Source organism: Streptomyces sp. NPDC039736, from assembly GCF_055596485.1.
This window is the reverse complement of sequence record NZ_JBVIUQ010000010.1, coordinates 113,537-133,716: the sequence shown is the minus strand read 5'-3', so window position 1 is coordinate 133,716 and position 20,180 is coordinate 113,537. Positions and strand designations below refer to the sequence as shown.

Below are 20,180 nucleotides of genomic sequence, written 5' to 3'. Positions count from 1 at the left end.
CGGCGGCGGCGGGAGCCGTCGCGGGGGCGGCCTTCCCGGCCGCCCCGGACCCCTTCCCACCCCGATTCCCCGACGACGAGACCCTGGTGGCGAGCGTGGCAGACATCGACCCGGCCGAACCCTCGGGACCCGGCGGCTACGCGGCGGCCCGGCTGCGGCTCCTCGGCGCGGATTCGCCGTCCGGACCGCCGCGCCGGTCCGGGCTCTCCCGGATCACCGACGCGTGGCTCAGCGCCCTCTTCGACACCGCGGCCCGCGAGTCCGGGGTGCGCGGGGCCGCGCTCGTCGCCGTGGGCGGGTACGGCAGGGGCGAGCTCTCGCCGCGCAGCGACCTCGACCTGCTGCTGTTGCACGACGGCCGCGACAGCGGGGCCGTCGCCGCCCTCGCCGACCGCGTCTGGTACCCGGTCTGGGACCTCGGCATCGCCCTCGACCACTCGGTGCGCACACCGGGCGAGGCACGCAAGGTCGCCGGCGACGACCTCAAGGTCCACCTCGGACTCCTCGACGCCCGTCACGTGGCGGGCGACCCCGGCCTCACCGCGGGCCTGCGCACCGCCGTCCTCACCGACTGGCGCAACCGGGCCGCCGGACGCCTCCCGGAGCTGCGCGCCCTGTGCCGCGAACGGGCGCAGCGCGCGGGGGAGTTGCAGTACCTCCTGGAGCCCGACCTCAAGGAGGCGCACGGCGGCCTCCGCGACGCCACCGCCCTGCGCGCCGTCGCCGCCTCCTGGGTGGCCGACGCCCCGCGCGAGGGCCTGGCGACGGCCCGCCGCACCCTCCTCGACGTACGCGACGCGCTGCACCTCACCACCGGGCGCGCCACCGACCGCCTCGCCCTCCAGGAGCAGGACCAGGTCGCGGAGGCACTGGGCCTGCTGGACGCGGACGTGCTGCTGCGGCAGGTGTACGAGGCCGCGCGCACCCTCGCGTACGCGAGCGAGGTGACCTGGCGGGAGGCCGAACGCGTGCTCGCGTCCCGTTCCGTGCGCCCGCGGCTGAAGGCCCTGCTCGGCGGGCGCCCGGCGCCGGAGCGCACGCCGCTCGCCGACGGGGTGGTCGAGCAGGACGGCGAGGCGGTGCTCGCGCGCACCGCCCGGCCCGAGAAGGACGCGGTGCTCGTGCTGCGGACGGCGGCCGCAGCCGCGCAGGCGGGGGTGCCGGTCAACCCCCATGTCGTACGGCAGTTGGCGAAGGCGGCTCCACCGCTGCCGGTGCCCTGGCCCGCGGCGGCCCGGGAGGAGCTGGTGACGCTGCTCGGGGCGGCGGAGGCGGCGGTTCCGGTGTGGGCGGCGCTGGAGGCGGAGGGGCTGGTCACCAGGCTCCTGCCGGACTGGGAACGGGTGCGGTGCAGGCCCCAGCGCAATCCCGTGCACACCTGGACCGTGGACCGCCACCTGGTGGAGACGGCGGTGCGGGCGGCCGGGATGACCCGGCGGGTGGGCCGTCCCGACCTGCTCCTGGTGGCGGCGCTGCTGCACGACATCGGCAAGGGGTGGCCCGGCGACCACGCGGTGGTGGGGGAGACCATCGCCCGCGACCTGGCGGAGCGGATCGGGTTCGGCGCGGTGGACGTCGATGTGATCGCCACGCTCGTACGCCATCATCTGCTGCTCGTCGACACGGCGACCCGGCGCGACCTGGACGATCCGGCGACGGTGCGCGCGGTGGCGGAAACGGTCGGGTCCTCCGCCACGCTGGAGCTGCTGCACGCCCTGACCGAGGCGGACGCGCTGGCGACGGGGCCTGCGGCGTGGTCGGCGTGGCGGGCGTCGCTGGTGGCGGACCTGGTGCAGCGGGTCGCCGCCGTGCTGGCGGGGCAGCCGCAGGCGGAGCCGGGACCGGCGGCACTGAGCGCGGAGCAGGAGCGCCTCACGGTGGAGGCGCACCGCACGGGCGGCCCGGTCGTGGCGCTGCGGGCACGGGAGGAGGGGGACGCCGCGCTCGGGGTGGAGCTGTCGGTCGCCGTGCCGGACCAGCCCGGGGTGCTTCCGGCGGTGGCGGGGGTGCTGGCGATGCACCGGCTGACGGTGCGCACGGCGGAGATCCGGCCGGCGGACGTGCCGGTGGAGGGGGCGGAACCGGTGCTGCTGCTGGTGTGGCGGGTGGCGGCGGCGTACGGACGCCTGCCGGAGGCCGCGCGGCTGCGGGCCGACCTGGTGCGGGTGCTGGACGGGTCACTGGACCTGTCCTCGCGGCTGGCCGAGCGGGAGAAGGCGTACGCGGCGGGCGTCCGGCGCCGGTCGGTGCAGCCACCGCCGCCCCGGGTCACGGTGGCGGCCTCGGCGTCCCGGCACGCGACGGTGCTGGAGGTACGGGCGCAGGACGCACCGGGGCTGCTGCACCGGATCGGGCGGGCGCTGGAGGAGGCGGGGGTACGGGTGCGCAGCGCGCATGTGTCGACCCTGGGGGCGAGTGCGGTCGACGCCTTCTACGTGACGGGGGGCGCGGGAGAGCCGCTGACCGCGCGGGAGGCGGCGGGGGTCGCGCGGGAGGTGGGGGCGGCGCTGGGGGGATAGACGCCCCGTCCCGGTGGCGGGCGGCTGTCCCCAGGGGGCCCTGGCCCGTCGCGTCCGCGTGGCGGAGCCGGGAGCAGGACGCCCGTACCGGCGGAATCCGACCTGGCAGGTCTCGCCCGCCCGCACGCCCGATACGCTGGGAGCCAAACTCACCCGCCCCCGACACCCGAGGACCAACGAGCGCCGTGTTCGATACCCTCTCCGACCGCCTCAGCGCGACTTTCAAAAACCTCCGCGGAAAAGGCAGGCTCTCCGAGGCGGACATCGACGCCACCGCCCGCGAGATCCGCATCGCCCTGCTGGAAGCGGACGTGGCGCTGCCCGTCGTCCGCGCCTTCATCAAGCAGGTCAAGGAGCGCGCCTCCGGCTCCGAAGTCTCCAAGGCGCTGAACCCGGCCCAGCAGATCATCAAGATCGTCAACGAAGAGCTGGTCGGCATCCTCGGCGGCGAGACCCGCCGGCTGCGGTTCGCCAAGTCCGGCCCGACCGTGATCATGCTCGCGGGTCTCCAGGGTGCCGGTAAGACGACCCTCGCCGGAAAGCTCGGCCTGTGGCTGAAGGGCCAGGGCCACTCGCCGCTGCTCGTCGCCTGCGACCTCCAGCGTCCCAACGCCGTCAACCAGTTGAGCGTCGTCGCCGACCGCGCGGGCGTCGCGGTCTACGCCCCGCAGCCGGGCAACGGCGTCGGCGATCCGGTCACGGTCGCCAAGGACTCCATCGAGTACGCGAAGACCAAGCAGTACGACGTGGTCATCGTCGACACCGCCGGCCGCCTCGGCATCGACCAGGAGCTGATGCAGCAGGCCGCGGACATCCGCGACGCCGTCAGCCCGGACGAGATCCTCTTCGTCGTCGACGCGATGATCGGCCAGGACGCGGTCAACACCGCCGAGGCCTTCCGCGACGGCGTCGGCTTCGACGGCGTGGTGCTCTCCAAGCTCGACGGCGACGCCCGCGGCGGTGCCGCGCTCTCCATCGCGCACGTCACCGGCCGCCAGATCATGTTCGCCTCCAACGGCGAGAAGCTGGACGAGTTCGACGCGTTCCACCCGGACCGCATGGCCTCGCGCATCCTCGACATGGGTGACCTGCTCACCCTGATCGAGCAGGCGGAGAAGACCTTCAGCCAGGAAGAGGCCGCCAAAATGGCCTCCAAGCTGCAGTCCTCCAAGGGCGGCAAGGACTTCACGCTCGACGACTTCCTGGCCCAGATGGAGCAGGTCCGCAAGATGGGCTCGATCTCCAAGCTGCTCGGCATGCTGCCGGGCATGGGGCAGATCAAGGACCAGATCGCCAACCTGGACGAGAAGGACGTCGACCGCACCGCGGCCATCATCAAGTCGATGACGCCCAAGGAGCGCGCCGAGCCGACCATCATCAACGGCTCGCGCCGCGCCCGTATCGCCAAGGGCTCCGGCGTCGAGGTCAGCGCCGTGAAGAACCTGGTGGACCGGTTCTTCGACGCCCGCAAGATGATGTCGAAGATGGCCCAGGGCGGCGGCATGCCGGGCATGCCGGGCATCCCCGGGATGGGCGGCGGCCCCGGGAAGCAGAAGAAGCAGATCAAGCAGGCCAAGGGCAAGCGCAAGTCCGGCAACCCGATGAAGCGCAAGGCCGAGGAGCAGGCCGCCGCCGAGCGGCGTGAGCAGGCCGCCGCGCAGGGCGGTGGCGCGTTCGGTCTTCCCGCAGGCCAGGGCGGCAAGGACTTCGAGCTCCCGGACGAGTTCAAGAAGTTCATGGGCTAGCGGTCGCAGCAGCTCGTACGACGCCGTGGGCGCCCTCCTCGGAGGGCGCCCACGGCGTTTTCCGTGGGGGCGCCCCCCCGCATGCCCGGGCGGAGTATGTGTCGTAACGTCCCCCTATGAGCAACCCCGTGCCGCCGCGCCAGACCCCCGACCAGCCGTGGCGGTCCGAGGGCGCCCCACCGCCGCCGCCCGAGAGGACGAAGATGCCCGGCGGCTGGGGCCGGCTCGCGCTGACGGCGCTGGTCGTCTACCTGCTCACCAACATCGTGCTGGGCTTCTTCAACGAGGGCGACGAGCCGACGGTCGCCTACACCGAGTTCAGCAAGCAGGTGACCTCGAACAACGTCTCCAAGATCTATTCCAAGGGAGATGCGATCCAGGGCGAGCTGAAGAAGGAACAGCCCGTTCCGGACGGCGAGAAGGACCAGAAGTACACCAAGTTCCTCACCCAGCGCCCGGCCTTCGCCGACGACAAGCTGTGGGACGAACTGACCGAGGACGGCGTGACCGTCACCGCGAAGCCGGTCGTGGAGGAACGCTCCTTCCTCGCGAATCTGCTCCTCTCGCTCGCCCCGATGCTGCTCCTCGTCGCGCTGTGGGTGGTCATCGCCCGGCGCATGAGCCGCGGGCTCGGCGGAGGCGGCATGGGCGGTCTCGGGCGCAAGGCGCCGCCGAAGCCCGTCGAGGTGACCGCCGACAAGCGGACCACCTTCGAGGACGTCGCGGGCATCGACGAGGTCGAGGGTGAGCTGGAGGAGGTCGTCGGCTTCCTGAAGAACCCCGACGCCTACCGCAGGCTCGGCGCCCGGATGCCCGGCGGAGTGCTCCTCGCGGGCCCGCCCGGCACCGGGAAGACGCTCCTGGCGCGCGCCGTCGCCGGTGAGGCGGGCGTCCCCTTCTTCTCGGCGTCGGCCTCGGAGTTCATCGAGATGATCGTCGGCGTCGGCGCGGGCCGGGTCCGCGAACTCTTCGCGGAGGCCCGCAAGGTGGCCCCCGCGATCATCTTCATCGACGAGATCGACACCATCGGCCGGGCCCGCGGCGGCGGCGCCGGCATGGGCGGCCACGACGAGCGGGAGCAGACGCTCAACCAGATCCTCACCGAGATGGACGGCTTCTCCGGCTCCGAGGGCGTCGTCGTCATCGCCGCCACCAACCGCGTCGACGTCCTGGACCCCGCCCTCACCCGCCCCGGCCGCTTCGACCGCGTGGTCACCGTCAGCCCGCCCGACCGGGGCGGCCGCGAGGCCATCCTGCGGATCCACACCCGGTCCATCCCGCTCGCCGCCGACGTCGACCTCGCCCAGGTCGCGCGGACGACACCGGGCATGACCGGCGCGGACCTGGCCAACCTCGCCAACGAGGCGGCCCTCCTCGCGGTCAAGCGCAAGCAGGACGCCGTCACCCAGACCGACCTGTCCGACGCACTGGAGAAGGTGCAGCTCGGAGCGGAACGCCCGCTGGTCATGCCGGAGGAGGAGCGCCGCAGGACCGCATACCACGAGAGCGGGCACGCGCTGCTCGGCATGCTCCAGCCGGGCGCGGACCCGGTACGCAAGATCACCATCGTGCCGCGCGGCCGCGCGCTGGGCGTCACGCTGTCCACGCCGGACGCCGACAAGTACGCCTACACGGAGGCATATCTGCGCGGCAGGATCATCGGCGCGCTCGGCGGGATGGCCGCCGAGCAGGTCGTCTTCGACGTGGTGACGACGGGTGCCGAGAACGACTTGGAGCAGGTCACCAACCTGGCCAGGGGCATGGTGGGCCGCTGGGGGATGAGCGAGCGGGTCGGCCGTCTCACCGCCATCCCGTCCGATGCGCAGCAGGCGTACGGACTGTCCGCCGCGCCCGCGACGCTGGACGCGGTCGACAGCGAGATGCGCCGGATCGTCGACGAGTGCTACGCGGAGGCGATCCGGCTGCTGGAGGCGAACCGGCCCAGGCTGGACGCCCTGTCCCGGGCCCTCCTGGAGAACGAGACCCTGGAGGAGGCGGCCGCGTACCGGGCGGCGGGCATCCCCCGCCTGTCGAAGCCGGACGCCTGAGCGCTGCGCCCGAGGTGTACGCCGGACGTACACGTTCGACGCACACGTCCGAGGAGCGCGCGCGAGGAGTACGGCCGAGAGGTGCCCGGAGCCGTCAACTCCGCTCCGAGCACACAGCCCCAGTGCGCGGAAGCGTCAATTCCCCTCCGCGCACGGAGGCGTACGGGTGAGAGGGGCCCGTACCCCCGTCACGGCTTCCGGGCGATCAGGTACCGGAACACGTTCGACATCCAGACCGTCCCGTCCGGACGCAGATGCGGATGCAGCGCCTCCACCAGTTCCTTCTCCACCTGCGCCGGGTCCGTCGCCCGTGCCGCCGCGTCGAAGAGACCGGTCGACATCAGGCCCCGTACCGCACTGTCCATGTCGCCGTACCCGAACGGGCAGGCCACCCGGCCCGAGCCGTCCGGCTTGAGACCGGACCGCGACGCCACGTCCTCCAGGTCGTCGCGCAGCGCCGGACGCCAGCCGCCGGGCCCGGACGACCGCGGCGCGTCCGTCAGCCGGGCCGCCACCCGCAGCACCGCCGAGGTGGCGCACCGTTCCGGCGGGCCCCAGCCGGTCAGCACCACGGGGGCGCCGCGGCCGACGAGCGGCACGGCCTCCGCCAGCGCGGGGGACAGCCCGTCGGCGTCGCCCGCCGCGCAGCCGATCGGCGCGAAGGCGGTGACCAGGTTGTACGGCGCCCCGTCGGCCGCGTCGGCGGGACCGCCGCACACCACCGAACCCGGGGCGCCCCCGGGAGCGCCGTCGAGCCGCTCCCGTGCGTGGGCGGCGAACTGCGGGTCGGCGTCGACGCCGGTGACGTGCGCGCCCCGGGAGGCCGCGACGAGCAGGGCCAGGCCCGCGCCGCAGCCGAGGCCGAGCAGCCGGGTGGCAGCACCCACCTCCAGCCGCTCGTACACCGCTTCGTAGAGCGGAACCAGCATCCGTTCCTGGATCTCGGCCCAGTCACGCGCACGCGTGCCGGTACGGGCCGAAGCCGCGCTCGGGTGGTGCCGGACGAGCGTGGGTGTCATCACAAAGCGCCCCAATCCGCCGTGAGGTCGGTCGTTCCCCGTCTATGGCAACCCCCGTGTGGTGTGCGCTGCGGCACTCCCCTGTATGTCAGGGAACTCCGCATCCGTCCCCAAGTCCAGGGGGCATTGGGCAATGCTTGCGCCTTTTGCGGGGCCGGGCCACCGGTGTCGCCGCGGCCCGCTGCCGGAAGCGCGGGCGACCGTACGGCGTCTGTCCGACCGCCGGAGCCGGTGCGGGCGCCGCCCCGGTACCGTCCCGCCGCGGTGACGGCGACGGCGCGACGCCCCGGCGACGGCCCTGCTCCTCCCGTCGCCACACGTGGCACCCGAACCAACGCACGCCCCCCGACCGGCGGCGGAGCCGGCCGCGCGGACGTAGCCGGGGATACGCACCCCCTTGGCGCGCGCTGCGCGGGTCCTCCGCAGATCGGCGCACCCGCCCTCGTCGGGAGGCATCAGCGGGAACTGACTGGTACGTGCAAATTATTTGGGATGCCCCGGAATAGGAACACGGGGGCACTCCCGGTCGTTGTCACGTCGTGAGCACGACACCACCTGTCCTCGCCGCAGAACTGGCGCAGGCGTGGGCCGACATTCAGCGGTACCACCCCGAGCTGCCCGATCTTGCCGCGCCCGAGTCCCTGATCGGAGAGTCCTCGTCCGCCTGCGGCGCGGCCCTCTCCTTCGAACGACTGCTGCACGAGGCAGTCCACGGCATCGCCGCCGCCCGCGGCATCCGTGACACCTCGCGTGCCGGTCGCTACCACAACCGCCGATTCCTGGCGATCGCCGAGGAGTTGGGCCTGGACCATCCGGAGGAGCCGCACCCCAGCAGCGGTTTCTCCCTGGTCTCGCTCAACCTCGAGGCGAAGCGCCGCTACCGGCCCACGATCGAGCGGCTGTCGCGCGCGCTGAAGGCGCACACGGTCGCGACGGCGGCGGACACCAAGCGGTCCTTCCGGGGCCCCGCCGCCCGGCACGGATCGTCCGGGGGAGGGGTGCGGGTCAAGGCGGTCTGCGACTGCGGGCGCAACGTCCGCGTGGTGCCGTCGGTGCTGGCCCAGGCCCCGATCGTGTGCGGCGGCTGCGGCAAGCCGTTCCGCATTCCGGACGCGGTGGGCGCCGCGAGCTGAGGCCGCCGGGCGGGGCCCCGGGCGGGGGGCGGCGTGCGCCGTGGCTGTGGCACAATGGGCAGCTGTACTCGACAGCCGCACAGGACCCCTCTCTCCTCCGGCTGACGCGTCCATCGGGCACTAACGAGTACCGCAACCCCACGTGGCATCCCGTGGTGCCCAACCACGTCAATTCCAGGAGAGAACACTCCAGTGCTCAAGATCAAGCTGAAGCGCCTCGGTAAGATCCGTTCGCCTCACTACCGCATCGTCGTCGCCGACGCGCGCACCCGCCGTGACGGCCGCGCCATCGAGGAGATCGGTCTGTACCACCCGGTGCAGAACCCCTCGCGCATCGAGGTCAACGCCGAGCGCGCCCAGTACTGGCTGTCCGTCGGCGCCCAGCCGACCGAGGCCGTCATGGCCATCCTGAAGCTCACCGGCGACTGGCAGGCGCACAAGGGCCTCCCGGCCCCCGCGCCGCTGCTGCAGCCGGCGACCAAGGAAGACAAGCGCGCTTCCTTCGACGCCTTCGCGAAGGCCCTCGAGGGTGGCGACGCCAAGGGCGAGGCCATCACCCCGAAGGCGAAGAAGGCCGACAAGAAGGCGGACGAGGCTCCGGCCGACGCCGCTGAGTCGACCGAGTCCTGATCATGCTCGAGGAGGCTCTTGAGCACCTCGTGAAGGGCATCGTGGACAACCCCGACGACGTGCAGGTCGCCTCGCGCACCCTGCGTCGCGGACGCGTCCTTGAGGTCCGGGTGCACCCCGACGACCTCGGCAAGGTGATCGGCCGCAACGGCCGTACCGCCCGCGCCCTGCGCACCGTCGTGGGGGCCATCGGTGGCCGTGGCATCCGCGTCGACCTCGTCGACGTAGACCAGGTCCACTGAGCATCAGGCAGTAGAGCATGTCCGGCAGGGGCCGGGGAGGGCTGAGGCCCGCCCCGGCCCGTTGTCGTTTCCGCCCGTCGTCCCCGGCGGACCGCAGTCGTACGAACAGGAGAGAACGAGAGTGCAGCTGGTAGTCGCGCGGATCGGCCGCGCCCACGGAATCAAGGGCGAGGTCACCGTCGAGGTGCGCACGGACGAGCCGGAGCTGCGGCTGGGCCCCGGCGCCGTACTGACCACGGACCCCGCAGGCGTGGGCCCGCTGACCGTCGAGACCGGCCGGGTGCACAGCGGCCGGCTGCTGCTGCGCTTCGAGGGCGTCAAGGACCGCACCGCGGCCGAGGCCCTGCGCAACACCCTCCTGATCTCGGACGTCGACCCCGAGGAGCGTCCCGAGGACCCCGAGGAGTTCTACGACCACCAGCTGATCGACCTGGACGTGGTGCTCGCGGACGGCACGGAGATCGGGCGGATCACCGAGATCACCCACCTGCCCTCGCAGGACCTGTTCATCGTGGAGCGCGAGGACGGCAGCGAGGTGATGATCCCCTTCGTCGAGGAGATCGTCACCTCGATCGACCTGGAGGAGCAGCGCGCGGTCATCGACCCGCCGCCGGGCCTGATCGACGACAGCGAGGCCGTCGTGGCCTCCACGCGCGGGGCCGAGCCGGACGCCGAAGAGGACGCAGCCGCCGAGGACGCCGGGAAGGACGCGAACTGATGCGGCTCGACGTCGTCTCGATCTTCCCCGAGTACCTGGAGCCGCTGAACGTCTCCCTGGTCGGCAAGGCCCGTGCCCGCGGCGTCCTCGACGTCCACGCGCACGACCTCAGGCAGTGGACGTACGACCGTCACCACACGGTCGACGACACCCCCTACGGCGGCGGCCCCGGCATGGTCATGAAGCCCGACCCGTGGGGCGCCTGCCTCGACGAGGCGCTCGCCGACGGCTACGAGACGGGCGCGCACGGCCCCGTGCTGGTCGTCCCCACCCCCAGCGGCCGCCCCTTCACCCAGGAGCTGGCCGTCGAGCTCTCCGCGCGGCCGTGGCTGATCTTCGCGCCCGCCCGGTACGAGGGCATCGACCGCCGCGTCATGGACGAGTACGCGACCCGGATGCCGGTGTACGAGGTGTCCATCGGCGACTACGTCCTCGCGGGCGGCGAGGCCGCCGTCCTGGTGATCACCGAGGCGGTGGCCCGCCTGCTCCCCGGGGTCCTCGGCAACGCGGAGTCGCACCGGGACGACTCCTTCGCCCCCGGCGCGATGGCCGACCTCCTGGAGGGACCCGTCTACACGAAGCCGCCCGAGTGGCGCGGCCGCGGCATCCCCGACGTCCTCATGAGCGGCCACCACGGGAAGATCGCCCGCTGGCGCCGCGACGAGGCCTTCCGCCGTACGACCGTGAACCGGCCGGACCTGATCGAGCGCACCGATCCCGCCGTCTTCGACAAGAAGGACCGGGAGATGCTCTCGATCCTGGGCTGGCGGCCCGGTCCCGACGGGCGATTTGGGCGCAACCCCGAGGCCGTGGAAGAATGAGCAGCTGTTGTCCGTCCACGTGCGCCCCTGCCACAGGGGGAACGACGCCCGTGACGACGTGAACAGCACTCCCTTTCGTCTCGACACATGCCGCTGATGACCTGTGGCATCAGCGAAGAAAGCAGACTCACATGTCTCACCTGCTCGACTCCCTCGACGCCGCGTCGCTGCGCAGCGACGTCCCCGCCTTCCGTCCGGGCGACACGGTCAACGTGCACGTCCGCGTCATCGAGGGCAACCGCTCCCGTGTGCAGCAGTTCAAGGGCGTCGTCATCCGCCGCCAGGGCGCGGGCGTCCGCGAGACCTTCACGGTCCGCAAGGTCTCCTTCTCCGTCGGCGTCGAGCGCACCTTCCCGGTGAACTCCCCGATCTTCGAGAAGATCGAGGTCGTCACCCGCGGTGACGTGCGTCGCGCCAAGCTGTACTACCTGCGCGAGCTGCGCGGCAAGGCCGCCAAGATCAAGGAGAAGCGCGACAACTGATCGCGCCTCCGGCGTCCGGAACCGGCCGGATAGGCTCGGGTTCCGATGGACACCGAAGCAGCACAACACACGGAGCGCGACCGCTCCTCCGACTCCCCTCCGGGGGACGAGGAGCGGTCGCGCTCCGTGCGTTCCTCCCGCCCGCCGAGCCGTCCACTGATCCGCCCGCTGACGTACGCCGTCGCCTGTCTCGCCTTCCTCCTGCTGCTCAGCGGCCTGGTGATGCAGCCCTTCCTGATCCCCAGCACCTCGATGCAGCCCACCCTCCAGGTCGGCGACCGAGTGCTGGTGAACAAGCTGGCGTACCGTTTCGGGGCCGAGCCGCACCGCGGTGACGTGGTGGTCTTCGACGGGGAGGGCTCGTTCGTACGGGAACGGCCCGAAGGCGATCCCGTCACGGGCGCCCTGCACTGGGCCGCCGCCTCGCTGGGCCTGGCGGAGCCGGACGAGAGCGACTTCGTGAAGCGGGTGGTGGGGGTGGGCGGTGACCGCGTCGTCGTGGACGGCCGGGGGAGGCTCTCGGTGAACGGGCGCCGCGTCGAGGAGGGGTACCTCCATCCCGGCGACAGCGCGTCCCGGGTGCCCTTCGACGCCGTGGTGCCCGAGGGGAAGCTGTGGGTGATGGGCGACCACCGCTCGCGCTCCAGCGACTCCCGCGACCACCTGGGCAGCCCCGGCGGCGGCATGGTGCCGGTGGAGCGGGTGATCGGCCGGGCCGACTGGATCGCCTGGCCGCTGGGCCGCTGGGGGGCTCCGCAGCGTACCGACGCGTTCGACGGCGTACGGGACGCGACGGGCGCCCATGGGTAGCCGCGGCCGGGACCGGGCGCGGCCACAGGAACCGCTGCCGACCGGCAGCCGTTCCACGCGGCCCGTGGACGCCGGGGAACGGCCGGGCCCCGGCCGGGCCGAGCGGCGCAGGCTGGCGCGGAAGGTGAAGCGGCGGCGGCGCAGGTCCGCGGTCAAGGAGATACCCGTCCTCGTCGTCGTGGCGCTGTTCATCGCGCTGGTGCTGAAGACGTTCCTGGTGCAGGCCTTCGTGATTCCGTCGGGCTCGATGGAGCAGACGATCCGGATCGGTGACCGGGTGCTGGTCGACAAACTGACCCCGTGGTTCGGGTCGCGTCCCGAGCGGGGCGAGGTCGTGGTCTTCAAGGATCCGGGCGGCTGGCTGGAACAGGAGAAGAAGCCGGCGCAGGAGGACCCGGTCGGCGTCAGACAGGTCAAGGAGGGGCTGACCTGGATAGGGCTGCTGCCGTCCGCGGACGAGCAGGACCTCATCAAACGGGTGGTCGCGGTCGGCGGCGACACCGTGAAGTGCTGTGACAGCAATGGTCAGGTCACCGTCAACGGCATGCCGCTCAGTGAACCCTATGTGTTTCCGAACGACCGGCCCTCGACGACCGCCTTCGAGGTCGAGGTGCCCCGGGGACGGGTCTTCGTGCTCGGCGACCACCGGTCGAACTCGGCCGATTCGCGTTTCCACCTGAACGAGAAGTACCAGGGAACGGTCTCGGAGGAGGACGTTCTGGGCCGGGCCTTCGTGATCGGCTGGCCGGTCGGGCACTGGCGGAAGCTGGAGATCCCCGACACCTACTCCCGCGTGCCCGATCCGCGCGCCGGGACGGCGGCTGCGGGACGAGGGTCGAATAGGGTGGCGTCCCAGGATCGTCAGGTCCTACTCCCGAGCCCAGGGGAACTCCCGCTCGTTATGGGAGTGGTGGGCCTGCGCCTCATCGGGCGCGGGCGGTGGCACGGAGTGAGGAGTGGTTGTGGGGGATGTGGCGGTCGGTGCCAGGTCCGGACACGAGGGACCCGAGGAGCGGCCCGAGCCCGAGCGGCGTGCCGATGCGTCCCCGCCCGTGACCGGCCCTCCGGCGACGGAGCAGCGGAGCGGTGGAACGGTGAGTGACGCGCAGGACGGCCGGAACGACGGCGGCAGCAGCGAGAACGAGGGTGCGAAGAAGCAGCGTTCCTTCTGGAAGGAGCTGCCGCTCCTCATCGGCATCGCGCTGCTTCTGGCGCTGTTGATCAAGACCTTCCTGGTGCAGGCCTTCTCGATTCCCTCGGAGTCGATGCAGGAGACCCTCCAGAAGGGCGACCGGGTGCTGGTCGACAAACTGACCCCGTGGTTCGGCGCGGAGCCGGAGCGCGGCGAGGTCGTGGTCTTCCACGACCCGGGCGGCTGGCTCAACGACACCGCGGTGGTCGAGCCCAACGCCGTGCAGAAGGTGCTCAGCTTCATCGGACTGATGCCGTCCGCCGAGGACAAGGACCTGATCAAGCGGGTCGTCGCGGTCGGCGGCGACACCGTGGAGTGCAAGACCGGCGGTTCGGTCCACGTCAACGGCAAGGCGCTCGACGACAGGTCGTACATCTCGCCGCAGGGCACCCCGTGCGACGACCAGCCCTTCGGCCCGCTGAAGGTGCCGGAGGGCAAGATCTGGGTGATGGGCGACAACCGGAAGAACTCGCTCGACTCGCGCTACCACCGCAACCTCCCCACCAAGGGCTTCGTGGACACCGACGAGGTCGTCGGGCGGGCCGTCGTGGTGGCCTGGCCGATCAGCCGCTGGGCGACGCTGCCGGTGCCGGACACCTTCGAGACGTCGGGTCTGGCGAGCGCGACCACCGCGGCGGTCTCGGTGGCGCCCGGCGCGCTGGGCCTGGCGGGTGCCCTCCCGCTGGTGCTCTGGCGACGGAAGAGGCTGTCCGGGACTCGTACCGGCCGGTAGGGTGCCGTCCCGGATCGTTGGTCTCCGAAAGCAGGGGGAGCGCTGGGATGGGCGGAACAGGACGCAAGGAAGACGGCCGCGGCCGCCTCGGCAATGTGCTGTCGGGGCTGGCCGTGGCCGTCGGCTGTGTGCTCTTCCTCGGCGGGTTCGCCTGGGGGGCGCTGGTCTACAAGCCCTACACCGTGCCGTCGGACTCGATGACCCCGACGATCAACACCGGGGACCGGGTGCTCGCGCAGCGTCTGGCGGGCGAGGAGGTGCGGCGCGGGGACGTGGTGGTCTTCACCGACGAGGTGTGGGGCGCGATGCCGATGGTGAAGCGGGTGGTCGGCGTCGGCGGCGACAAGGTCGTCTGCTGCGACAAGCAGAACCGGCTCCAGCTCAACGGCAAGGCGCTCGACGAAACGTATCTGCCGGCCGCGTCCCGACAGGGGGACGCCGTCACCTCGTTCAGTGCGACGGTGCCCGAGGGGGAGCTGTTCCTCCTCGGCGACGAGCGGAGGACCTCGGTGGACTCCCGCGGCCACCTCGGGGACTCCACCCGGGGCACGGTCCCGCTGGCCAAGGTCGACGCCCGGGTGGACGCCGTCGCCTGGCCCGTCGGCGGCGTGGTGGAGCGGCCGCGCGCCTTCGCGGAGCTGCCGGGCGGGGTGTCCGCGCCGGGGCCGGTCAGGCTCCTGGTGGCGGCGGTCGTCGCCGGCGCGGTGCTGATCCTCGGCGGGGCGGCGTACGGACCGCTCGCCGCCGCGGCCCGACGACGGAAGGCGCGTACATGACGACCGGGGCGACCGGCACGGACAACGTGCTGGGCAGGCCGCTGCGGAAGGTCGCGCGGGTCGTCCTGCTCGACCCCGAGGACCGGGTGCTGCTGATGCACGGCTTCGAACCCGCGGAGCCGGACCGCAGGTGGTGGTTCACCCCGGGCGGCGGCCTGGAGGGCGAGGAGACCCCCGCCGAGGCGGCGCTGCGCGAGGTCGCGGAGGAGACGGGGATCACCGACGTGGAGCTGGGGCCCGTGCTGTGGCGGCGGGTCTGCTCCTTCGTGTTCGACGGGCGGCGCTGGGACCAGGAGGAATGGTTCTTCCTCGCCCGTACCCGGCAGACCCGGACGGTTCTGACCGGCCTCACCGAGCTGGAACGGCGCAGCACGGCGGGGCTGCGGTGGTGGTCCTCCGCCGCGCTGTCGGCGACGCGTGAGACGGTGTACCCGACCAGGCTCGCCGAGCTGCTGCGCACGCTGCTCGACGAGGGTCCTCCGAGTACGCCGATCGTCCTGGCCCCGGAAATCGCATAGGGGCGTACGGGGCTGGCGCACAATAGGGGGACGCACGGCTGAAGGGGAACATGCCATGAGCGCCGAGGACCTCGAGAAGTACGAGACCGAGATGGAGCTGAAGCTCTACCGGGAGTACCGCGATGTCGTCGGTCTGTTCAAATATGTGATCGAGACCGAACGGCGCTTCTACCTCACCAACGACTATGAGATGCAGGTGCACTCGGTCCAGGGCGAGGTGTTTTTCGAAGTATCCATGGCGGACGCCTGGGTCTGGGACATGTACCGGCCCGCCCGGTTCGTCAAGCAGGTGCGGGTGCTCACGTTCAAGGACGTGAACGTGGAGGAGCTCAACAAGAGCGATCTGGAGCTGCCGGGCGGCTGAATGCCCAGCGGTCCCTCGGACGGGTGACGGAGTTTTCCACATCCGTCCGGTTGTCCACCAAGATCCACAGGTTTGCGGTGCATGCGTCACATTCGGTTCCGGAGGTGGAACCGAATGAACGCACAGAACGCACACGCCCCGAAGACCGCGCGCGGAGCCCTCGGCCGGTACGGCGAGGACCTCGCCGCCCGCCGGCTCGCCGAAGCCGGCATGACCGTCCTGGAGCGCAACTGGCGCTGCCGGGCCGGTGAGATCGACATCGTGGCCCGCGACGGCGACGCGCTCGTCGTCTGCGAGGTCAAGACCCGGCGGGCCGGCGCCTTCCAGCAACCCGCGGAAGGCGTCACCGCCGAGAAGGCCCGACGCCTGCACACCCTCGCCGAGCTCTATCTGCACGAGTACGGCGCCGTCCCGCCCGGCGGGGCCCGGATCGACCTCGTGGGCGTCACCCTGCCCCGGCGCGGGGCCCCCGTCGTGGAACACGTGCGGGGGGTGGCCTGATGGGGTTCGCGCGTACGTGTTCGGTGGCGCTGGTCGGCGTCGAGGGCGTGGTCGTCGAGGTACAGGCCGACCTGGAGCCGGGGGTGGCGGCCTTCGCCCTGGTGGGGCTCCCCGACAAGAGCCTGGTGGAGAGCAAGGACCGGGTGCGGGCGGCCGTCGTCAACTCCGGGGTCCAGTGGCCGCAGAAGAAGCTGACGGTGGGGCTGAGCCCCGCCTCGGTGCCCAAGTCCGGCAGCGGCTTCGACCTGGCCGTGGCGGTGGCCGTGCTGAGCGCCGCCGAACGGATCGACCCCCGGGAGATCGCCGACCTGGTGGTCATCGGCGAGCTGGGGCTCGACGGCCGGGTCAGACCGGTGCGGGGCATCCTCCCGGCGGTGCTCGCCGCGGCGGAGGCCGGCTACCGGCAGGTGGTGGTGCCCGAACAGTGCGCGGCGGAGGCCGCCCTGGTGCCGGGCGTCTCCGTCCTCGGCGTACGCAGCCTGCGCCAGCTCATCGCGGTCCTCGCCGGGGAGGAGGTGCCCGACGAGGAGCCCGCCGACGAGGGGCGGCCCGACGCCATGCTGGCCGGGCTGATGGTGCCCGGCGCGGGGGCGGGCACCGGACTGACCGCCGGCGGGGACGAGGTGGCCGACCTCGCGGACGTCGGGGGCCAGGAGACCGCCCGCTTCGCCCTGGAGATCGCCGCGGCCGGCGGGCACCACCTGCTGCTCCACGGGCCGCCGGGCGCGGGCAAGACCATGCTCGCGGAGCGGCTGCGCGGCCTGCTGCCCCCGCTCACCCGGCGGGAGTCCCTCGAAGTCACCGCCGTGCACTCGGTGGCGGGCATCCTGCCGCCCGGCGAGCCTCTGGTGACCCGGGCTCCGTACTGCGCGCCCCACCACTCGGCGACCATGCAGTCGCTGATCGGCGGCGGCAACGGACTGCCCCGCCCGGGGGCGGTCTCCCTCGCCCACCGGGGAATCCTCTTCATGGACGAGGCCCCGGAGTTCACGGCCAAGGCGCTCGATTCGCTGCGGCAGCCGCTGGAGTCCGGGCACGTGGTGGTGGCCCGCAGCGCCGGAGTGGTGCGCCTGCCCGCCCGTTTCCAGATGGTGCTGGCCGCGAATCCGTGCCCCTGCGGACGGTTCGGGCAGAAGGAAGCGGTGTGCGACTGCGGTTCGGCGGTGGTCCGGCGCTATCAGGGGCGGCTGTCCGGCCCGCTCATCGACCGGGTCGACCTGCGGGTCGGGGTCGCGGCCGTGACCCGGGCCGACCTGATGGACGCCGGCGGCCGCGGGGAGTCGACCGAGGCCGTCGCCGGGCGGGTGCGGGCCGCCAGGCAGCGGGCCGCGGCCCGCCTGGAGGGCACGCCCTGGACGAACAACAGCGAAGTGCCCGGGCACGAACTGCGCACCCGCTGGGCGTCGGCCCCCGAGGCGCTGGGCGCCGCCGAACGGGACATGGAGCGGGGCCTGCTCACCGCTCGCGGCTTCGACCGGGTGCTGCGCGTCGCCTGGACCGTCGCCGACCTGCACGGCCACGACCGGCCCGACCGCAACGACCTGGAGCTCGCCCTCCAGATGCGCACCGGTGTCGACCGCGGAGCCGTCCGCCCCTCCCGCCCGGAACCGGCGGTCCTGGTGGGCGGGGGAGTGTCATGACACCGGACGACGGGCCGGCCGCGGCGGCGCGGGCGGCCCGGGCCGCCCTCACCGGGATCATCGAGCCGGGCGACGAGACGGGCGGCCGCTGGCTGCGCGAGCACGGGCCCGTCGAGGTGCTGCGACGCCTGACCGTTCCCGCGCCCGGACCCGACGACACGCTCACCGGCGCCAGTGCGAAACGGCTCGACGGCTACCGCAGCCGGGCCGCCGCGGCCGATGCGGACCGGTACCGGGCGGCGGCGGCCTCCGTCGGCGCGCGGCTGGTCTGCCCCGGCGAGGAGGAGTGGCCCGGACAGCTCGACGACCTCGGGGACGCCCGGCCGGTCGCCCTGTGGGTCAGGGGGCGGGCGAACCTGCGGTTGTGGGCCCTGCGCTCCGTCGCCGTGGTCGGGGCCCGCGCCTGCACCCCGTACGGGGCGCACATGGCGACCACCCTCGCCGCCGGCCTCGCCGAGCGCGGCTGGGTGGTGGTCTCCGGAGCCGCCTTCGGCATCGACGGCGCGGCGCACCGCGGGGCGCTGGGCACGGACGGGGCCACCGTGGCGGTGCTGGCCTGCGGGACCGACGTCGTCTACCCGCGCGGGCACGCCGAGTTGATCGGGCGCGTCGCCGGCCAGGGACTCGTCGTGAGCGAGTTGCCGCCCGGCAGCCATCCGACCCCCAGCCGTTTCGTGCTGCGCAACCGGGTCATCGCGGCCCTCACCCGCGGCACCGTCGTCGTGGAGGCCGAGTACCGCAGCGGTTCGCTCGCCACCGCCCGCTGCGCCCAGCGCCTGGGCCGCTTCACCATGGGCGTGCCGGGGCCCGCCACCAGCGGACTCTCGGCCGGAGTCCACGAACTGCTGCGCGGCGAGGGCGTACTGGTGACCGACGCCGACGAAGTCGCCGAACTCGTCGGCGAGATCGGCGACCTCGCCCCCGCCCGGCGCGGACCCGTCCTGCCCAAGGACCTCCTGGACCCCGTCACCGCCCGGGTGCTGGAGGCGCTGCCCGCCCGGCGCGCCGTCGACGCGCGCGACGTCGCCCGCGGAGCGGTGACCACCCGGGACGAGGCGCTCGCCCGGCTGTACGAACTGCACTCCCTGGGGTTCGTCGAACGCCGGGGCGACGGCTGGCAGTTGGCGTCAAGCGCGGTACGCGCCGCGTGTGACCGGCGAGGCGGTGCTTGACCAGGGGCTCCGGAGTGAAAAGGTAACGAGATGACCGTGGCACCAGGCGTCCGACCTCGTCGGGAGCAGCCGCGCGCGACGGCGGTTCCGGTGGCCGGACGCGGTCCGCGGCCGTCAACCGGACGATCCGGCTCCATGTCCTTCGCGCACCGCGACGCCTCTGTCACGCTACGCTCGCAAAGATTTCGCCCCGCTCAGGCACCACACACGGCACCAAGTCCCCCTCACGTCACACCAGAACGGCTCAAGGCAACGCATGCCCCAGCACACCTCCGGGTCTGACCGCGCGGCAGCGCCCCCGGCTGCCCGCGGTGCCGTACGGCCCCCGGCGCCCTCGACCGTGGACGAGTTGTGGCGGTCGTACAAGACCACGGGCGACGAGCGGCTCCGGGAGCAGCTGATCCTGCACTACTCGCCGCTGGTGAAGTACGTCGCGGGCCGGGTCAGCGTGGGCCTGCCCGCCAACGTCGAGCAGGCCGACTTCGTGTCCTCCGGCGTCTTCGGGCTGATCGACGCCATCGAGAAGTTCGACATCGAGCGCTCCATCAAGTTCGAGACGTACGCCATCACCCGCATCCGCGGCGCGATGATCGACGAACTGCGTGCCCTGGACTGGATCCCGCGCTCCGTGCGGCAGAAGGCCAAGGCCGTCGAGCGGGCCTACGCCACCCTGGAGGCCAAGCTCCGGCGCACCCCCTCCGAGGGCGAGGTCGCCGGCGAGATGGGCATCGCGGTCGAGGAACTGCACACGGTCTTCAGCCAGCTGTCGCTCGCCAACGTGGTCGCCCTCGAAGAGCTGCTGCACGCGGGCGGCGAGGGCGGCGACCGCCTCAGCCTGATGGAGACGCTGGAGGACACCAGCGCCGACAACCCCGTCGAGGTCGCCGAGGACCGTGAGCTGCGCAGACTCCTGGCCCGGTCCATCAACACCCTGCCCGACCGGGAGAAGACCGTGATCACCCTCTACTACTACGAGGGCCTCACCCTGGCCGAGATCGGCAATGTGCTCGGCGTCACGGAGAGCCGGGTCAGCCAGATCCACACCAAGTCGGTCCTGCAGCTCAGGGCCAAGCTTGCCGACGCCGGACGCTGACCGGGCGAACACCGCACATCGCGC

Annotated in this window: 19 protein-coding genes and 1 pseudogene; 19 read left to right on the top strand and 1 reads right to left on the bottom strand. The window is 72.6% G+C overall.

Annotated elements, in window-relative coordinates; translation table 11 throughout:
* Positions 1-86 precede the first annotated feature (86 nt).
* The 3 genes from ACZ56L_RS28230 (at position 87) to ftsH (ending at position 6,312) form a co-directional block, all read left to right on the top strand.
* Positions 87-2,519: a [protein-PII] uridylyltransferase gene (locus ACZ56L_RS28230; RefSeq protein WP_471067144.1), complete on the top strand. Its 2,433-nt coding sequence runs from the start codon at positions 87-89 to the stop codon at positions 2,517-2,519.
* Positions 2,520-2,704: 185 nt separating this feature from the next.
* Entirely contained in the window at positions 2,705-4,264 is a 1,560-nt protein-coding gene (ffh, locus tag ACZ56L_RS28225; RefSeq protein WP_345228115.1) for a signal recognition particle protein, read from the top strand.
* 116 nt (positions 4,265-4,380) lie between these two features.
* A complete protein-coding gene (ftsH, locus tag ACZ56L_RS28220; protein WP_345228113.1) occupies positions 4,381-6,312 on the top strand; it encodes an ATP-dependent zinc metalloprotease FtsH in 1,932 nt (643 codons plus the stop codon).
* Positions 6,313-6,500: 188 nt separating this feature from the next.
* Here ftsH and ACZ56L_RS28215 read toward each other — a convergent pair whose 3' ends face one another.
* Positions 6,501-7,331 carry a methyltransferase domain-containing protein gene (locus tag ACZ56L_RS28215; protein WP_468692807.1) on the bottom strand — a complete coding sequence of 277 codons (831 nt, stop codon included), beginning with the start codon at positions 7,329-7,331 and terminating at the stop codon, positions 6,501-6,503.
* 539 nt (positions 7,332-7,870) lie between these two features.
* Between ACZ56L_RS28215 and ACZ56L_RS28210 the strand changes: the two genes are divergently transcribed.
* The 16 genes and pseudogenes from ACZ56L_RS28210 (at position 7,871) to whiG (ending at position 20,156) form a co-directional block, all read left to right on the top strand.
* The gene (locus ACZ56L_RS28210; RefSeq protein ID WP_471067141.1) at positions 7,871-8,464 is read left to right on the top strand and encodes a hypothetical protein; all 594 of its coding nucleotides are present in this window, start codon (positions 7,871-7,873) and stop codon (positions 8,462-8,464) included.
* Between the two features lie 192 nt (positions 8,465-8,656).
* Complete coding sequence (gene rpsP / locus ACZ56L_RS28205) at positions 8,657-9,094, top strand: 30S ribosomal protein S16 (RefSeq protein WP_345228106.1); 438 nt, start codon at positions 8,657-8,659, stop codon at positions 9,092-9,094.
* 2 nt (positions 9,095-9,096) lie between these two features.
* On the top strand, positions 9,097-9,336 hold the full coding sequence (locus ACZ56L_RS28200; RefSeq protein ID WP_033266910.1) for an RNA-binding protein: 240 nt from the start codon (positions 9,097-9,099) through the stop codon (positions 9,334-9,336).
* Positions 9,337-9,457: 121 nt separating this feature from the next.
* The gene (gene rimM, locus ACZ56L_RS28195; protein ID WP_345228103.1) at positions 9,458-10,054 is read left to right on the top strand and encodes a ribosome maturation factor RimM; all 597 of its coding nucleotides are present in this window, start codon (positions 9,458-9,460) and stop codon (positions 10,052-10,054) included.
* Positions 10,054-10,875 carry a tRNA (guanosine(37)-N1)-methyltransferase TrmD gene (trmD, locus tag ACZ56L_RS28190; RefSeq protein ID WP_471067138.1) on the top strand — a complete coding sequence of 274 codons (822 nt, stop codon included), beginning with the start codon at positions 10,054-10,056 and terminating at the stop codon, positions 10,873-10,875. The genes rimM and trmD overlap by 1 nt, the downstream gene beginning before the upstream one ends.
* A gap of 131 nt (positions 10,876-11,006) precedes the next feature.
* A complete protein-coding gene (gene rplS, locus ACZ56L_RS28185) occupies positions 11,007-11,357 on the top strand; it encodes a 50S ribosomal protein L19 (RefSeq protein ID WP_345228099.1) in 351 nt (116 codons plus the stop codon).
* 45 nt (positions 11,358-11,402) lie between these two features.
* Entirely contained in the window at positions 11,403-12,167 is a 765-nt protein-coding gene (gene lepB, locus ACZ56L_RS28180) for a signal peptidase I (protein ID WP_471067136.1), read from the top strand.
* A pseudogene (gene lepB / locus ACZ56L_RS28175) lies at positions 12,160-13,206 on the top strand (signal peptidase I); the annotation flags it as partial. The gene lepB (ACZ56L_RS28180) and the pseudogene lepB (ACZ56L_RS28175), both read left to right, overlap by 8 nt.
* Entirely contained in the window at positions 13,139-14,092 is a 954-nt protein-coding gene (gene lepB / locus ACZ56L_RS28170; RefSeq protein ID WP_380837801.1) for a signal peptidase I, read from the top strand. The pseudogene lepB (ACZ56L_RS28175) and the gene lepB (ACZ56L_RS28170), both read left to right, overlap by 68 nt.
* A 47-nt stretch (positions 14,093-14,139) precedes the next feature.
* A complete protein-coding gene (lepB, locus tag ACZ56L_RS28165) occupies positions 14,140-14,868 on the top strand; it encodes a signal peptidase I (RefSeq protein ID WP_401762248.1) in 729 nt (242 codons plus the stop codon).
* A complete protein-coding gene (locus ACZ56L_RS28160; protein ID WP_345228087.1) occupies positions 14,865-15,386 on the top strand; it encodes an NUDIX hydrolase in 522 nt (173 codons plus the stop codon). Before lepB (ACZ56L_RS28165) ends, ACZ56L_RS28160 begins: the two co-directional genes overlap by 4 nt.
* A gap of 55 nt (positions 15,387-15,441) precedes the next feature.
* Positions 15,442-15,750, top strand: coding sequence for a DUF2469 domain-containing protein (locus ACZ56L_RS28155; protein ID WP_185034425.1), 309 nt, complete (start codon positions 15,442-15,444; stop codon positions 15,748-15,750).
* Between the two features lie 114 nt (positions 15,751-15,864).
* Positions 15,865-16,251, top strand: coding sequence for a YraN family protein (locus ACZ56L_RS28150; protein WP_345228083.1), 387 nt, complete (start codon positions 15,865-15,867; stop codon positions 16,249-16,251).
* Positions 16,251-17,891 carry a YifB family Mg chelatase-like AAA ATPase gene (locus tag ACZ56L_RS28145; protein ID WP_345228081.1) on the top strand — a complete coding sequence of 547 codons (1,641 nt, stop codon included), beginning with the start codon at positions 16,251-16,253 and terminating at the stop codon, positions 17,889-17,891. The genes ACZ56L_RS28150 and ACZ56L_RS28145 overlap by 1 nt, the downstream gene beginning before the upstream one ends.
* A complete protein-coding gene (gene dprA, locus ACZ56L_RS28140) occupies positions 17,888-19,063 on the top strand; it encodes a DNA-processing protein DprA (protein ID WP_471067133.1) in 1,176 nt (391 codons plus the stop codon). Before ACZ56L_RS28145 ends, dprA begins: the two co-directional genes overlap by 4 nt.
* A 256-nt stretch (positions 19,064-19,319) precedes the next feature.
* Positions 19,320-20,156 (top strand): RNA polymerase sigma factor WhiG, encoded by an 837-nt coding sequence (gene whiG, locus ACZ56L_RS28135; RefSeq protein ID WP_345228076.1) that lies wholly within the window; start codon positions 19,320-19,322, stop codon positions 20,154-20,156.
* The last annotated feature ends 24 nt before the right edge of the window (positions 20,157-20,180 follow it).